Consider the following 16541-nt stretch of genomic DNA (forward strand, 5'->3'; position numbering starts at 1 on the left):
AACGTCTTTCTTTGCAAACGATATTCGATATTTTTTGAAGCGCAAAATTGTGAATGGCATAAGTTATATGTGCTTGTTTTCGCTATTGAAGGGGGAAAATAATAAATTATCTTGGGGGAGCGAACTTGAGTGAGGCATCCGGTTTTGTAGTTGTCATCAAACCGGTTTTCGTATGTCTTTTTTTAAAAATATCTTTGCCCTCAACAAAAGTCACAATTGAACAAAAGTCGCAATTGAACAAAAGTCGCAATTGAATAAAAGTGGTCATCAGGCAAGGTGCGGACTTTGAAAAATTTGCCCTCTTATGGCAGAAAAGAAATGCCGCATTCTATCGGATGCAACACATTAACGTCAAAATCGTTGCATTTATGACGCGTTCCGGTTTTACCGGACACACACTACCGGACAGCTAAAAAGCAATAACGAGGAGCTCGACCATGTTTGGATGGTTTGAACGAAGATTGAACGCTTTTCCCGAAAAGGAGCTGAAACGCCCACCGCAAAATCTGTTGGGTTTCTGCCTTTATTATACGGAAGGCGTTTGGCCCTGGTTGATCTTCATGGCAATTTTTACCGCTCTGATTGCGGTGACAGAAGTTTCGCTTTTCGGTTTTTTGGGAAGTATTGTCGACTGGCTCAATGCCAATTCGCGGGCAACATTTTTTAAAACGCAAGGCGTAAAACTTGCACTCATCGGTGTGCTGGTCGTTCTCATCCTGCCATTTTTTGTCACCATGCACAGTATGGTGATGCATCAGACATTGCTTGGCAATTATCCGATGCGGATACGCTGGCTTGTGCACCGTTATCTCCTTGGCCAATCCATGAGCTTTTTCCAGAACGAGTTTTCCGGTCGCATCTCGGCGAAAGTCATGCAAACGGCCTTGTCGGTGCGCGAAACGGTCATGAAGCTTTTTGACGTTTTAAATTATGTGATTGTCTATTTCCTTGGCACACTGGTGATTGCCGCCTCATCCGACTGGCGGTTGATGGTGCCCTTTCTTTTGTGGATTATCAGCTATATCGGGCTGCTTAAATATTTTATCCCGAAATTGCGCGACGCATCCGAAGCGCAGGCCGACGCGCGTTCGCTTATGACTGGGCGCGTTGTTGATTCTTATACCAATATTGCAACCGTCAAACTCTTTTCCCACCACGCAAGGGAGGAAAGCTTTGCGCGTGAAGGATTCGAGCATTTTCAGGGCACGGTTTACAAACAGATGCGGCTGATCTCGAAATTTTCGATCAGCGTTTATGTGTCGAACTGTATTTTATTGTTTGTTGTGGGAGCACTTGGCATCTGGCTATGGCAAAGGGATGCCATTCTTGTCGGCGCTGTTGCGGTCAGCATCGGCCTTGTCTTGCGGCTTAATGGCATGGCGCAATGGATTATGTGGGAAATGGCTGCACTTTTTGAAAATATCGGCATTGTCGAGGATGGAATGCATTCCATTGCACAGGAAAGAATGGTCGAAGACAAGAAAAATGCTAAAAAACTTGTCGTCAAAAAGGGCGATATCCGGTTTGAAAATGTCGGCTTCCATTATGGCAAGGGCAAAGGAATCTTGAAAGATTTCAACCTTCATATCGAGCCCGGGCAAAAGGTCGGTGTTGTGGGGCGCTCCGGCGCCGGTAAATCCACCCTTGTCAATCTTCTCCTGCGTTTTCACGATGTCGAAGAGGGCGCCATATTGATTGACGGGCAAAATATTGCCGATGTCACACAGGAAAGCTTGCGCGCGGCCATTGGCGTGGTGACACAGGATACCTCGCTTTTACACCGTTCGCTCAAAGACAATATTCTCTATGGCCGTCCTGATGCCAGCAATCGGGAACTGCTTGATGCGGTGAGGGATGCCGAAGCTGCCGATTTTATCGACAGTTTGCGCGACCAGAACGGCAAGACCGGATATGATGCCTTCGTTGGCGAACGGGGTGCGCGCCTTTCCGGTGGCCAGCGCCAGCGCATCGCCATTTCGCGGGTCATGCTCAAAGATGCGCCGATCCTTATTCTTGACGAGGCCACTTCGGCACTCGATTCGGAAGTCGAAGCGGCCATTCAGGAAAATCTTGCGCGCCTGATGAAAGGAAAAACCGTTCTTGCCATTGCCCACCGCTTGTCGACAATTGCCGAAATGGATCGCCTCATCGTGATGGATAAGGGAAGAATTGTCGAAGATGGAACGCATGAAGAATTGCTTTTGAAAAACGGTATCTATGCCCATTTGTGGAACCGGCAGGTTGGCGGCCATCTTGATCTTGATGAAGAGGCTTGAAAAATGAGATCGGATTTCTTGAAAAGTTTGAAATCACGCTGAAATTAGCCATCCGCAATAAACCTAGCTTTTCGTTGCGGGTGGCAAGAGAGCAGATCTCGCTTTTTGCTTACGGTTTTGTCAATGAAGTTTTGTCAAAACGCATTTAAAATTTACGCTTCTTATGTCGTTTTTTATATGGTATTTTCGGTTGAGCTTATCCGCATAGGCTTTTTGGGGGTAAGCTCGCTTCATCACAAAAAACCCGCTCTAACAAAACCTTTTCATTGCCGGAAATAGTGAAGACACACGCAATCGCAATGAAGAAAAAGAAAGCCGAAACATGCTGCTTGTTTTTAATGCGTGCTCCATATTTTTAAAAACTTGTCACTGTTTTTAAGGGCGATAAACAACAAGCTGCCGTTATTTGAAACAATTGAAGAAAAGTTACTCATAATCGTGCAGCAATTAACCGTGAAAGTTGCAAAAACAGTCGCGTTCCGGCTATCATTATTTTAAAGCGTGGACAAATTGGTGCTGTGTGTTAAAAAACATACGTTTGACCAACAGGCACCAACCTTTTTCCGACAGGTTAAAAACCTTTTACAATGAGCAGCGAAAAGACACGACGCGATTTTCTTTTTCTTGCAACCGGCGTTGCCGGTGCGCTTGGCGTCGGTTCTGTCGCATGGCCTTTTATCGACCAATTGCGCCCCGATCAGAAAGTTTTGGCAAGTGCCACAATCGAGGTTGATATTTCCGGCATTGAAGAGGGAATGTCGGTTACCGTCAAATGGCGCGGGCAGCCGGTGGTCATTCGCCACCGTACCGAAAAAGAAATTGCCGATGCCCGTCAAGTCGACTTGGAAAAGCTCAAGGATAAGGATGCGGCAAATCCCAATCTTGAAGGACACCAACCCGCCACCGATCTTGCCCGCTCGGCTGGAAAGGGGCGCGAACAATGGCTTGTTCTCATCAATATTTGCACACATCTTGGTTGTGTGCCGCTCGGGCAATCGGGTGCTTTTGGCGGCTGGTTCTGCCCCTGTCATGGTTCGGTTTACGACACAGCCGGAAGGGTGCGCTCCGGCCCCGCCAATCGCAATCTTGAAATACCGCCTTACCGCTTTCTGTCTGACAGCCTGTTGCAGATCGGATAGATATGATGACCAAACCTTCATCCTATAATCCGAAATTTGCTCTGACACGCTGGCTTGACGCAAGGCTACCGATTTTGCGTTTTCTTTATAATCTTGGTGTTTCGTTTCCGGTGCCGAGGAACCTCAATTATTTCTATACCTTTGGCGGCATCCTCACATTGATGATGGTATCGCAGATTTTGACCGGCATTGTCATGTCGATGCATTATATACCGGATGTGACATTGGCTTTCGATGCGCGCGAACGCTTTATGCGCGACGGCCAGTTCGGTTGGCTGTTCGAGCCATGGCATGCTGTCGGCTCGTCATTCTTTTTTATTGCAGCCTATATCCATCTTGCCCGTGGCCTTTATTATGGCTCGTATAAAAAGCCGCGAGAGCTTATCTGGATGATCGGTGTTCTGATCTATCTGGTGATGATGGCAACCGCATTTTTAGGCTATACACTTGTCTGGGGTATGATGTCGACATCGGCAGCTTCGGTTATTTCCGGCCTTTTCAAGGCCATTCCGGTTATCGGCCCATGGCTTCATGAAACATTATTGGGCGGTTTCAATGTCGGCCAGCCGACACTCAACCGCTTTTATTCACTGCATTATCTTTTTCCCTTCATTCTGGTTTTTCTTGTCGGTTTGCATATCTGGGCTGTCCACCATGTCGGGCAGAACAACCCGACAGGTGTAGAGGTGAAATCGCCCTCGGAAACTGTACCTTTTACACCCTATGCAACGATCAAAGATATTTTTGCAATCAGCGTATTTCTGATTTTCTTTGCATGGTTTTTGTTTTTCATGCCCGATTATATGGGGCACCCCGATAATTATATCGCCGGTAACACCATGACCACCTCACCGCATATTGTGCCGGAATGGTATTTTCTACCCTTCTACGCTATGTTGCGCGCAATTACGTTCGATTTCGGGCCGATCAGTTCGACATTCGGCGGTGTGCTGATATTGATGGCAGCGGTTCTCATCTGGTTATTCGTGCCATGGCTTGACCGCTCGAAAGTGCGTTCCGCGCGCTATCGTCCGGCTTTCAAACTGTTTTATTGGCTCTTCATTGTTGATGTGGTGGCACTTGGAACATTGGGGGCAGCACCCATTACAGAAAGCAGCGTATTCTGGTCGCAGATTGCCACACTTTATTATTTTGTATTTTTCCTCGTCATCATGCCGTTCTTGCCGAAGTTTGAAAAAACTTTGTCTGTTCCTTCTTCCATTAGCGAAGATCTCGCAAAAAGGGCCGCAAAGGCAAAAACAAGGTGGCGGCTATGGTAAGAAAACTCACTCACCTTTTCCTTGTTGTTATCACCTTTGTTCTTTCGCCTTTTGCTGTTTTTGCGGAAGAGGGAGGAGAGGCGCATTACCCGTTGAAGCTTCCCGAAAAACAGAGCTGGAGCTTTTCCGGCCCCTTTGGCACTTATGATCTTCAACAATTGCAACGCGGTCTCAAGGTTTATAAAGAAGTTTGCTCGACCTGCCATTCCTTGAAATATGTTGCTTTTCGTGACCTCAAGGCACTTGGCTATAGTGATGAACAAATAAAAGCTTTTGCCAAAACCTATGACATTCAGGACGGGCCGAACAGCGAAGGGGAAATGTTTGTTCGCAAAGGCTTGCCGACTGATTATTTTCCTTCACCATTTCCGAACGTCGAGGCGGCAAAATTTGCCAATAATGGTGCCAATCCGGCCGACCTTTCGCTCATGGCAAAAGCCCGTGCAGTGCCTTTGCCGTTTCCTGCCTTCATTGCCGATATTTTTACCAACTATAACGAAGCAGGGCCTGATTATATCACGGCACTTCTCACCGGTTATAGCGACGCGCCAGAGGGAGCAGAAGTAGCAGAAAATAATTGGTATAACCCTTATTTCAATTCGGGAAATGCGCTTGCCATGCCGCCCCCTTTAAGTGATGGCATGGTGGCGTATAATGATGGTACAGAAGAAACAATTGAAAATTACGCCCGTGACATATCGGCCTTTTTGATGTGGACTGCCGATCCGCATATGGAAACACGCAAGAAGACCGGTTTTCGTGTCATCTTGTTCTTGATAGTTTTTGCCGGCCTTACCTATGCCGTGAAAAGACGCATATGGAATGAATTGGATTGAAAATTGATGACAAATGAAACTCTTGAAGAAACACTGAAAAAAGCGATCCGCACTATTTCGGATTATCCGAAACCGGGAGTAAAATTCCGCGATATTACAACGTTGATGGGCAATGCCGGTGCCTTCCGGCGCACCATTGATGCGCTGGTTTACCCCTATATAGGACTTAAAGTCGATAAAATTGCCGGTGTGGAAGCACGCGGTTTCATTCTGGGCGGGGCTGTTGCCCACCAGCTTTCAGCAGGCTTCGTGCCAATCAGGAAAAAAGGCAAATTGCCTTATGATACGGTGCGCATTGCCTATAGCCTTGAATATGGCATTGACGAAATGGAAATGCACCGCGATGCGGTCAAACCCGGTGAACGTGTGGTACTGGTCGATGATCTTATCGCCACCGGCGGAACGGCCATTGCTGCAGCCGAATTGTTGCACCAGATAGATGCGGAAATTGTTGCAGCCTGTTTTGTCATCAATCTGCCCGACCATGGTGGCGCCGACAAGCTTCGCCAATTGGGGGTTGATGTCCATACACTCGTTTCTTATGAAGGTGATTGAAGCTTGACCTCTTGAAAATGTAGTTCGCTTCTAAAATGTGGGGACGCATTTAGAAGTAACCACAGATGCTTTCAGCGAAAGCTGTTTTTTGCATCAATTTTTCAGGCAAATTGTTGTTGATAGAGCAGGCGTTTTTTAAAACGCCTGAGTGCTCTTGATTTTCTTTCTTTCAAGCCGGTTTTGAATTTCTATTCGTGGGTGGCTAACGGCCGGTCACCTACGGAACAATCAAATCCAACGGAACAATCAAATAATGCCGGTTTTTGATTTTTACCGCATTTTCAATATGTTTTTGGCTTCGCTTTGAAGCTCTTTTGCAATGTTTACCGGTGGGGTTTAAAAAAATTAAACGGTGAGAGAACCGGACGTTCCAAGCCGGACGGTCTTAAAAAGATATAACGTTCAAAACAGAAAACGTTTGAGGAGCTTGTTTTTAAAAAACAAAGATTGCCCACAAAGCCGAAGACTAGTGTACGGAAAATACTAAAACCTGTTCCGAGTATAACTTCCATAAAATGCAGTAAAAAAATTCCAAATAAAAAATGCTATAATGAAATACTCATTAAAAGAATTATTATAATGAAAAATAAATCGAAAAATTAAATAAAAATTGGAACCATTCGAATTTTTATACGTTTCATTAAAGTAATTCAATTTTTTTAATGAGGCGTATTAAATGAAAAGACTGGCACTTATCACTGTTTTAGCTGCAACACTCGCTGGAACTGCATTTGCACAATCTCCAAAAATTACAATCGAAGCACCGAAAGAACCGGCTTCGGAAGTCAAGCTGCCGAATGGTGATGTCGTTGTTCGTTATGTCACACCGACCGAAACCGATTTTATTGCTTCAAGCTTGATTGATACGAAAGTTTTAAACAAGCAAGATCAGGCAATCGGCCAGATCAAGGACATTATCATCCGCCAGAATAATGTAGCGGGCATTGTTGTGGGTGTTGGCGGTTTCCTTGGCGTTGGCGAGCGCTACGTTGTGGTTGACCCGACAAGCATTTACATGCGTCACGAGAACGGAGCATGGAAGGTTGTCGTCAATGTCACCAAAGAGAGCCTGATGGCTGCGCCCGAATTCAAATATGAAGAGCATAAGAAGCTCTGATATAACAATTCTTTAGGTGAACTCTTTCCTATCGAAAGCTTGTTGTTTTTCTATGGCCAAGAGTTGAACAAAAGCCATCCGGAAAAATTTCCGGACGGCTTTTATACCATCAGTTTTCGAGATCCTCCCGAAAATATTAGAACCGGATTGTTTATCAAAAAACAGCCGGAAAATGAGCAACACCGGTGCGATTGGTTGTCAGGAGATCAGGAATTATGCTTGAAAAGCATGACATCGCCATCTTCAACAACATAATCCTTGCCTTCGTCTCGTGCTTTGCCCGCTTCTTTTGCCGCAACTTCACCACCAAGATCGACATAGTCCTGATAGGCAATCGTTTGCGCGCGAATAAAACCGCGTTCAAAATCGGAATGGATAACGCCTGCCGCCTGCGGGGCTTTGGTGCCACGTTTGATGGTCCAGGCGCGGGTTTCTTTCGGGCCGCAGGTAAAATAGGTAATAAGATCAAGGAGATGATAGCCCGCGCGGATCAAGCGGTCGAGCCCCGGTTCATGAAGCCCCAGCTCTTCAAGATATTCTTTGGCTTCCGCATCCGGCAACTGGGCAACTTCTGCCTCGATTTCAGCCGAAATAATAACACTTTCAGCACCTTGTTCGGCGGCCATTTTCTCGACAGCTTTCGAAAAATCATTGCCTGTTGCAGCATCGCTTTCGGCAACATTGCAAACATAAAGCACCGGTTTTGAAGTCAACAAATTGAAGGAATCAAGAATTTGCCTATCATCGGCGGAAATGTCTTTGATAAGGAGCCGCACCGGCTTGCCATTTTGTAAAAGCTTCAAAGCCGCTTCCATCATCGGAAGAACAGTCAAAGCTTCCTTGTCTTTGCCGGTTGCGCGTTTTCTCATTTGCACAATACGCCGCTCGAGACTTTCAAGATCGGCAAGCATCAATTCTGTTTCGACGGTTGCTGCATCCGACACCGGATCAATCCGGCCTTCGACATGGGTGATATCTTCATCAATAAAACAGCGCAGCACATGCACAATGGCATCGACTTCGCGAATATTGGCCAAAAACTGGTTGCCTAGTCCTTCGCCCTTGGAAGCGCCGCGAACAAGGCCGGCAATATCGACAAAGCTGATGCGCGTCGGGATAATTTCTTTTGAACCGGCAATCGCTGCAAGCTTTTTTAACCGCGGATCGGGGACAGCAACTTCACCGGTATTCGGTTCGATTGTGCAAAAAGGATAATTAGCAGCCTGAGCCGCAGCCGTTTTTGTCAAAGCGTTAAACAGTGTGGATTTGCCCACATTGGGTAATCCGACGATACCACATTTAAAACCCATGGAAATTCTCGCAATCCGGTAAGCTTTTCAACATGACTGGTTCTATAGCACGTTTTTTAACAGAAACCAGTTAAAGAGCCTATTATGATGCGAAAAAGATACAGCTCATAGATTTTTCCAAGGCTTCTCGTTTTTGCCAAAAACTTGCCTATTTTAACCATTGGCTAAACTTTCAGTGTTAGCAACAATCCGATATTTTGTATGGAGTTATCATGAGGCAACTGTCTCGGCGTACATTCATCATTGCAGCACCTTTGGCTCTTGTGGGCTGCGTAAGCAATCAACCTCAAGTTGAACAGTCATGGCCGGTTCCGGCCGATATCAAAGCGCTCTATGGTCCGGTGATGAACGAACCTTATCCGCTTCCGGCTGTTGATATGAGCAAGATCAACCCGAAATACTGGCGTCAGGAAGTGGCATTTAACGGGCCTTATTCACCCGGAACGCTGGTTGTCGATACGCAGGCACGTTTCCTCTATCTCGTTCAGGAAAACGGGCGTGCACTGCGTTACGGCGTCGGCGTCGGAAAAGCCGGTCTGGCACTCGAAGGTGAAGCCATCGTACAATATAAACGCATGTGGCCGATGTGGCATCCGACACAGGATATGATGGAGCGCGAACCCGACCGTTATGGTCATCTCGGCGATGGTATGCCGGCAGGGCCGGATAATCCGCTGGGTGCACGCGCACTTTACCTTTTCAAGGATGGTCGTGACACATTGTTCCGGATTCATGGCTCCCATGAAGAATGGTCAATCGGCAAGGCTGTGTCGAGCGGGTGCATACGCTTGCTCAATCAGGATATCATCGACCTTTATGGCCGGGTACCCGAAGGAACCCATGTTATTGTTCTACAACATAACGAGCAGGGGCTTTCCTGATCATCTCAAACAAAAGATAACCCATCGGCGGATATAAAAGTTTTTCTTGTCTGAAACGGGTTTGATTTTGATAATCAAAACTGTCGTCGCTATCCCGTTGCGGCTTTATTAAGCTCGTTCACGATAGCTCCTAAACGCCGATAGGGCGCTATTTCAGATAGGCCAAGAGTTTGACAAGCAATGCTTCGGGGTTTTTCTGATGATAGCTGGAACGCGTTATTTGCCAGAAAGCCCGCATTTTAAAATTGGGGTATAGCGATTTATCAGAGTCGTTAAGTCATATCACTTTCGCCTCTTATCAACTTGGTTACAGGCGTTTTGCGGTGATATTGTGAAGGCACTGTTCGAAAATTTGTTTTTTGCGGCTTATCATTTTTGTAACTTATTATTTTCTGCGAATTAAACAAAAGGGATTGTCTATTGCCTTGGTTAGCTCGCTTTTCGCCTCCTTTCTTAAAAATGGCAGAAAAAGTAAATTCCAGCAGGCTTTCATGTCCAATTTCCGGCTTCTGTCATGTCAAAGCGTCAGTCGGTGATTGATGAATCATCATGGCTGCCAACATGGCCCGCCGTATCAAAATAGAAATTGGAACGGGTAAAGCCCCGACAAGTCAAGGCCCGACAATTTAAGGATTTTGACAGTCAAATACCTAGCGCAATACATTATTCTATTTTCCGCCAAGTTAAGAAAAATTCCATTGTCAGCGTTGGCAGGTGAAGATTACCGTGAGGCCGGATATAATCTTTTCGTGTTTGCGGGCTATCCGCTTCGACCGTGTCACGGGGCTCACTTTTTGACTAAAGCCAAGCCGCACATTTTATCGCGTGTATTCGCTTTCAGATGAGTGAAGCGAATTGATCTAGTCATTATTTTTGAACAGTTTTTTTAACATGTCGGCCATCGGGCCGGTGGCAGGAAGCTCTTTTGCCTTGTGCGGGCGGGCTTGCCGGATGTGGCTTTGGCTTTTGGGCTTGTCGCCGCCAGTTTTGTGTTCGTTTCCAGTTTTGTGCTCGTTTATTGTTTCACTCTCGTGAGCCAATGATATACGGTTCATAAACAGGCTGTCTTTGCCGTTTACGAGCAAGCCGAGATTGTCAGCAAGCGATTGGAGAAGGGGATCAAGCCATTCATGATCGGCTTTGGAAAAATTACCGAGTACGTGGTTTGTCACTTGTTCCTTTGATGGGGGATGGCCGATGCCGACACGAATGCGCCGGTAATTATTGCCGCAATGGGCGTCAATCGATTTGATGCCGTTATGGCCGCCGCTGGAGCCGCCGGTTTTGACACGCAATTTTCCGGGGACAAGATCAAGCTCGTCATGAATGACAATGATGTTTTCCGGTTGCAGCTTGTAAAAGCGCATCGCTTCGCCAACAGCCTGACCGGAAAGATTCATATAGGTTTGAGGTTTGAGAAGAAGGACTTTTTCGCCTTCTATCGTTCCACTGGAAACAAGTGCGTTAAACTTTTTATTCCACGATGAGAACTTGTATTTGCGATTGATTTCGTCAACCGCCATAAAACCGATATTGTGCCGGTTATCCTGATATTCGATACCGGGATTGCCGAGACCGGCAATAAGCAACATGGATGAACCTCACTTGCAAAGAAAAGGCGGAAAAAATTTTCCCGCCTTTTTTAAAAAAATTATTCAGCTTTTTCTTCAGTTGTCTCAGCAGGTGTTTCTTCTGTTGCTGCTGTGGCTTCATCAGTTGCCGGTGTTTCATCTTCAACAGGCAATGCAACAGGAGCTGCAATGGTTGCAATGGTGAAATCGCGGTCTTTGATGAGCGGCGTAACACCTTCCGGCAATTTGATGTCGGAAATGTGGACGGAATCACCAACTTCCAAACCGGTAAGATCAACCTTGATAGCTTCCGGAATGTGGTGAGCCGGAACTGCAAGTTCGACTTCGTGGCGAACAATGTTCAAAACGCCACCGGTCTTGATGCCGGGAGCTTCTTCCTCGTTGAGGAAGTGGACAGGAACATTGACGTGAACAACCGATTTCTCTGTAACACGCAAGAAATCGACGTGCATCGGGAAGTCACGAACCGGATCAAGCTGGAAATCGGTCGGCAAAACTTCAATCTTCTCGTTGCCGACTTCGATTGTGGCAATCGTTGTGAAGAATGCGCCACCATGGATCTTGTAAAAGATATCCTTATAGGGAAGAGCAATAGAAAGTGCCGGCTTTTTGTCGCCGTAAATAACTGCTGGAACAAGACCGTTGCGGCGAAGGTGACGAGAGGACCCCTTACCAACCCGTTCGCGTGCTTCGGCCTTGAGTGTGTAAACTTTACTCATGGCTTAAGTCCTTTTCAAAAATTGGAGATCCATGCGGGGAACTTTCAACAGCTCCGGACATGAATATGGAAAAAGGCAAAGATTATCCCTTAATCCATTCCGCGTTGCCTCCAAGGGTGTCGACGCGGATTGGGGTGCTATAATGGAAAGATTGCGAGCTTGCAAGAGTTGTGGGAAAAAATGACGTTTTTTCCACCTTTCGGCAAGGAAATGGTAAAAGGAACCATGCGAAAAGAATCAACCACATTTTATAAAGCGGGTCTATTTCTGTTTCAAAATCCCATTTGTCATGTGATGGGTCGGCAATGACGGTCGATATCAATCTCGGAACCATCTTTGAACGCGGAGCGCTCAAGGGCTCGAAAGTGGCGAGCCTTGATCTGGAAGAATTATTGGCAACCCGCTTATTGGTACAGGGCAATTCCGGCTCGGGAAAATCGCATTTGTTGCGCAGGCTTCTTGAACAAAGTGCCCATTGGGTTCAGCAATGCGTGATCGACCCTGAAGGCGATTTTGTTACGCTTGCTGACAAGTTCGGTCATGTGGTTGTTGAAGCACAACGCACCGAACTCGAATTAACACGTATTGCCGCGCGTGTGCGCCAGCATCGCGTGTCCGCCATTTTGAATCTGGAAGGGCTTGATACCGAGCAGCAAATGCGTGCTGCTGCGGCCTTTCTTGGCGGGCTTTTTGATGCTGAACGCGATTATTGGTATCCGCTTCTGGTGGTGGTTGACGAGGCGCAATTGTTTGCACCCGCTGCCGCTGGTGATGTTTCGGACGAAGCGCGCAAGCTTTCGCTTGGTGCCATGACCAATCTCATGTGTCGTGGCAGAAAACGCGGACTTGCCGGTGTTATTGCCACCCAGCGTCTTGCAAAGCTTGCAAAAAATGTTGCCGCCGAAGCTTCCAACTTTTTAATGGGGCGCACATTTCTTGACATTGATATGGCGCGTGCTGCCGATCTGTTAGGTATGGAGCGCCGTCAGGCGGAAATGTTCCGCGATCTTGAACGCGGTCATTTTGTAGCGCTCGGTCCGGCCTTGTCGCGTCGCCCGCTTCATGTGGTCATTGGCCCCGTGGATACGGCTGCCCGTTCGACAAGTCCGAAGCTTGTTCCTTTGCCGCAAGCGCCGGTTGACGCCGAAGACCTGATTTTTACGCCTTCACCTGAAGAAATGATTATGCCGGTGCGCCGTACACCGCCGCCGACACCTCCCAAACCCACCAATGAATTATTGGAAGAGCTGGTGCGCCAGAAACAGGAAGAGCCGCAAGAACCGCAAAGCCTCTTTCCTGAAATTGACGAAAAGGAACGCGAAGCCGAACTTGATGTGGTGCTGCGCGAAATCGTTGATGACAAGGATTCCTCTTTCCGCTCGATTGCAGTGCTTTATCAGGATTTTCTGGTGCGTTGTCGAATTCATCGTGTTCAGGGTGAACCGCTTGATCTTGCCCAATTCAGGCGCAAGCTTGCTGTTGCACAGGCTGCTATTGACGAAGATATGGCTGCAAGTGAAACCTGGCAAAAGGCTTTAGCGCTTTCCGAAACGCTGACGGATGATATTCAGGGTGTATTTTTGAATGTCGCCGAAGCTGCGGTAAGCGGCAAGCCTTGCCCCTCCGATGCAACGCTTGCCCGCCTTTATGGTACCCATTCGCTAAGCCGTGCCCGTCATCTTCTGACCTATTTCGAAGAACGCGGGCTTTTGGTGGTAAGAACCGATTTCGGCGGTAAACGCATTGCCGCTTTTCCCGAACTTGGGCTTGAAACATTACCGGGAGATCCCGAAGCACCCGATAATCTCGTCAGCAAAGAAGATGCGGCAGAATAGCAATTTTTTGAGCTGACAATTATTCGACAATCTTTTTGTGTCGTGCCGAACGAGGATTTTTTGGAAAATTCCTGATTGCTCTTCTGGTTGGTCGTTTTGTAGAAAACGGGCACAATAGGCGCGATCATGATAGCACTGTAAAAAAATGCGGTGATAAGCAAAGTTTTGTCGTGGGGGGGAAGCGTGAATAATGCTTGCCGATTATCTGGTCTTGATGACTGAGGGCAAAAAGAGGCCGGAAAAATTTTGAATGATGACGTGCGCTATTTGAAGCAGCGTCGCATATCGTCAGATGTTTGTTTTTTATCACGTAAAAAGCTTTTAACGGATGAAAAATTGAAATTTAAAAAAACTGGCGGGAGGCTTGGGAGAGATAAAAGGGAAGAGGTTTTCTTCAAGCTTTTTGACTTATCGGAGAAAGTTTAGGCATTTTAACAAAATTATGAAGAGGTTGGAGACAAAGCAAGAATATCTGGACTATCCGGCAAAACCGGTTTAACAAAATGTGGCAATGAACCGGAAAAAAGAGTGCTAATGAACCGGAAAAAGTTCAGCCGATCAAACAGTCCGGTTTTGATAAAAGGCCGCAGAAACAAAATCTCTGCGACCCTTTTTTCGTTAACAAATGAAACTTTTAATCAAACAGGCTTGAAACCGATTGTTCGGCAGCTGTGCGCGAAATAGCTTCGCCGATAAGGTCGGAAATGGGCAGAACACGGATATTGGGTGCCTGCTCGACTGCGGGGGTCGGCATAATAGAATTGGTAATGACCAATTCTTTAAGCTTTGAAGCAGTGATGCGGGCAATAGCCCCGCCCGAAAGAACGCCGTGAGTTATATAGGCGGTGACGCTTTTTGCGCCTTTTTTCAAAAGGGCTTCGGCTGCATTGCAAAGTGTGCCGCCGGAATCGACGATATCATCAAGCAAAAGACAATCTTTTCCTGAAACGTCACCGATAACATTCATAACTTCCGATTCGCCCGGCCGTTCGCGGCGTTTGTCGACGATGGCAAGCAAGCAATCCAGACGTTTGGCAAGAGAACGGGCGCGAACCACGCCACCGACATCCGGCGAAACAACCATAACATTTTTGAGGGAATAGTTGTTTTTGACATCGCGTGCAATGACGGGAACCGCATAAAGATTATCGGTCGGAATGTCGAAAAAGCCTTGTATCTGGCCGGCATGAAGATCAAGCGTCAAAACGCGGCTTGCACCGGCTTCTGTCAAAAGATTGGCAACAAGCTTGGCCGAAATCGGTGTTCTTGGACCGGGTTTGCGGTCTTGTCTTGCGTAACCGAAATAAGGAATAACGGCTGTAATGCGGCGTGCCGATGCACGACGAACCGCATCAATCATGATGAGCAGTTCCATCAAATGGTCATTGGCGGGATAGGATGTCGACTGGATGAGGAACACATCTTCACCGCGAACATTTTCGTGGAGTTCAACAAAAATTTCCTGATCGGCAAAGCGTCTCACCGTTGCTTTACCCATGGGAATGTTGAGATATTTTGTTACGTCTTCGGCAAGGCGTGGGTTGGAATTGCCGCAGAAAAGTTTCATGGCTTGGCCTCTGGCTCTAAAGAAAACAGACTTTCTGCGTGCGGTTTTAACTTTTTGTTATCAGATTGCAAGGGTTCAAATTGTCACTTCGGCCTTTTTCTATTTGACTGTTTTGTTTTTGCACCGTTTATGAAATGATATTCACAAGTTGCAAACAATCTTCACGTCCATCGGCCTTTTTTATCAACTGTAGAAAAGCAAACTGTTATTATCCGCATTAAACGGCTTGCGGGGAAAATAGAATGCTTTTTGCCGTGGCGTTTTTAAAAAAACGGATTTTCTTTAAAGACAAAAGATTTGAACCGACGCAACCATTAAAAACGAACCCGATCATAAAGATCAGGCGTGACCGTGCTAGTAATCGGCTTTTGATTGGTCGCCATTGAGGCCGGCTAAAGGGCCTTGCTTTATTTTTCCGGTGCCTCATAGCAGAAAAATGGCCGGAACCAACGACGGAATTTCATTATCCAATCTTTGTCCGAATGATGCAAAATTGATTGTTGAATGCTGACGTTTCATCAGAGGCCGAAAAAACGGAATAGCCAGACAAGATTAAGAATGGGGTTGATGCAACAATTGGAATTCGTTGAACCCGCACCAACGCATGAACACAGGCTCAACCAGGAACAAGTTTATTCGAGTGTGATGACCGATATCTGGCGGCCATAATCCGGCTCGTCACGATGTGTCTTGCGACGATAGGAGAAAAACCTTTTCTCGTCACCATAAGTACAAAGCTTCAGGCAATTGCCATGAACGCCGGCATCATCAAGACGGTTTTGAACGAAGTCCCAAAGGTTGAAGAAAAAATGCTCGAAACGGCCGGATGGAACAAAGAATTTCTCGTATGAAGCACATTCATTGACAAAAGTCTCATAAAATTCTTTGCCAACTTCATAATGTTTCGGGCCAATCGACGGTCCTAATGTTGCAACAATATCATTCCGTTTTGCACCCAATGTTTCCATTGCCGCAACGGTGTTTTCGACAACACCGGCGAGAGCACCCCGCCAACCGGCGTGGGCAGCGCCGATCACATGTGCTTTCGGGTCGGCAAACAGCACCGGTCCGCAATCTGCCGATAAAATGCCGAGCGCCAGTCCCTTTTTGTTGGTCACCAATGCATCGGCACGGGGGCGTTCACCTTTTATCGGTTCATTGACGATCAACGCATGCGGGGAATGGATTTGATAGAGATTAACGAGGTTTTCCGGTTTTACCCCCATATAGTCGGCAACAATAGCGCGATTTTTTTCGATATTTTCTTTATCGTCATTAGAGCCGCGCCCGAGGTTCAAGCTCTCGTAAATGCCGCGTGATACACCGCCCTGACGGGTAAAAAAAGCGTGGCGGATACCTTCTTTTTCCAAAACTTTAAGGGATGGTGAAAAAACAGGCGATGGTGATAGTAACATGTGAGCGACCATTGTTATT

General features: G+C 46.8%; 13 protein-coding genes. 8 read left to right on the forward strand and 5 right to left on the reverse strand.

Features of this window, described 5'->3' with window-relative positions; genetic code table 11:
- Positions 1-437: 437 nt before the first annotated feature.
- The 6 genes from H3V14_RS04365 to H3V14_RS04390 all read left to right on the forward strand — a co-directional run bounded on the left by H3V14_RS04365 (position 438) and on the right by H3V14_RS04390 (position 7203).
- A complete protein-coding gene (locus tag H3V14_RS04365) occupies positions 438-2276 on the forward strand; it encodes an ABC transporter ATP-binding protein (protein ID WP_198226904.1) in 1839 nt (612 codons plus the stop codon).
- A 587-nt stretch (positions 2277-2863) separates the two neighbouring features.
- Positions 2864-3415 (forward strand): ubiquinol-cytochrome c reductase iron-sulfur subunit, encoded by a 552-nt coding sequence (gene petA, locus H3V14_RS04370; protein ID WP_198226906.1) that lies wholly within the window; start codon positions 2864-2866, stop codon positions 3413-3415.
- A gap of 5 nt (positions 3416-3420) precedes the next feature.
- Complete coding sequence (locus H3V14_RS04375) at positions 3421-4695, forward strand: cytochrome bc complex cytochrome b subunit (RefSeq protein WP_198227144.1); 1275 nt, start codon at positions 3421-3423, stop codon at positions 4693-4695.
- Positions 4689-5531 carry a cytochrome c1 gene (locus H3V14_RS04380; RefSeq protein ID WP_198226908.1) on the forward strand — a complete coding sequence of 281 codons (843 nt, stop codon included), beginning with the start codon at positions 4689-4691 and terminating at the stop codon, positions 5529-5531. Before H3V14_RS04375 ends, H3V14_RS04380 begins: the two co-directional genes overlap by 7 nt.
- A 6-nt stretch (positions 5532-5537) precedes the next feature.
- The gene (locus H3V14_RS04385; RefSeq protein WP_075868915.1) at positions 5538-6086 is read left to right on the forward strand and encodes an adenine phosphoribosyltransferase; all 549 of its coding nucleotides are present in this window, start codon (positions 5538-5540) and stop codon (positions 6084-6086) included.
- A gap of 676 nt (positions 6087-6762) precedes the next feature.
- Entirely contained in the window at positions 6763-7203 is a 441-nt protein-coding gene (locus H3V14_RS04390; protein ID WP_075868913.1) for a PRC-barrel domain-containing protein, read from the forward strand.
- A 206-nt stretch (positions 7204-7409) separates the two neighbouring features.
- On the opposite strand, the gene ychF is transcribed toward H3V14_RS04390, so the two are convergent.
- Positions 7410-8513, reverse strand: a complete 1104-nt coding sequence (ychF, locus tag H3V14_RS04395) for a redox-regulated ATPase YchF (protein WP_075914138.1) — start codon at positions 8511-8513, stop codon at positions 7410-7412.
- Between the two features lie 212 nt (positions 8514-8725).
- On the opposite strand from ychF, the gene H3V14_RS04400 reads away from it, so the two are divergent.
- Positions 8726-9394 carry a L,D-transpeptidase gene (locus H3V14_RS04400; protein WP_198226910.1) on the forward strand — a complete coding sequence of 223 codons (669 nt, stop codon included), beginning with the start codon at positions 8726-8728 and terminating at the stop codon, positions 9392-9394.
- Between the two features lie 860 nt (positions 9395-10254).
- Here H3V14_RS04400 and pth read toward each other — a convergent pair.
- Together pth and H3V14_RS04410 are read right to left on the reverse strand one after the other, a co-directional pair.
- Positions 10255-10986, reverse strand: a complete 732-nt coding sequence (gene pth / locus H3V14_RS04405) for an aminoacyl-tRNA hydrolase (protein WP_198226912.1) — start codon at positions 10984-10986, stop codon at positions 10255-10257.
- Positions 10987-11045: 59 nt separating this feature from the next.
- Positions 11046-11705, reverse strand: a complete 660-nt coding sequence (locus H3V14_RS04410; protein WP_075868909.1) for a 50S ribosomal protein L25/general stress protein Ctc — start codon at positions 11703-11705, stop codon at positions 11046-11048.
- Positions 11706-12010: 305 nt separating this feature from the next.
- Between H3V14_RS04410 and H3V14_RS04415 the strand changes: the two genes are divergently transcribed.
- A complete protein-coding gene (locus tag H3V14_RS04415; RefSeq protein ID WP_198226914.1) occupies positions 12011-13540 on the forward strand; it encodes an ATP-binding protein in 1530 nt (509 codons plus the stop codon).
- Positions 13541-14174: 634 nt separating this feature from the next.
- On the opposite strand, the gene H3V14_RS04420 is transcribed toward H3V14_RS04415, so the two are convergent.
- Both H3V14_RS04420 and pgeF read right to left on the reverse strand, forming a co-directional pair.
- Complete coding sequence (locus H3V14_RS04420; RefSeq protein WP_075868906.1) at positions 14175-15107, reverse strand: ribose-phosphate pyrophosphokinase; 933 nt, start codon at positions 15105-15107, stop codon at positions 14175-14177.
- A gap of 632 nt (positions 15108-15739) precedes the next feature.
- Positions 15740-16522: a peptidoglycan editing factor PgeF gene (gene pgeF / locus H3V14_RS04425; RefSeq protein WP_198226916.1), complete on the reverse strand. Its 783-nt coding sequence runs from the start codon at positions 16520-16522 to the stop codon at positions 15740-15742.
- Positions 16523-16541 lie beyond the last annotated feature (19 nt).

Origin of the sequence: Bartonella sp. W8151, assembly GCF_016100385.1 — a bacterium.
Taxonomy (GTDB): domain Bacteria; phylum Pseudomonadota; class Alphaproteobacteria; order Rhizobiales; family Rhizobiaceae; genus Bartonella; species Bartonella apis.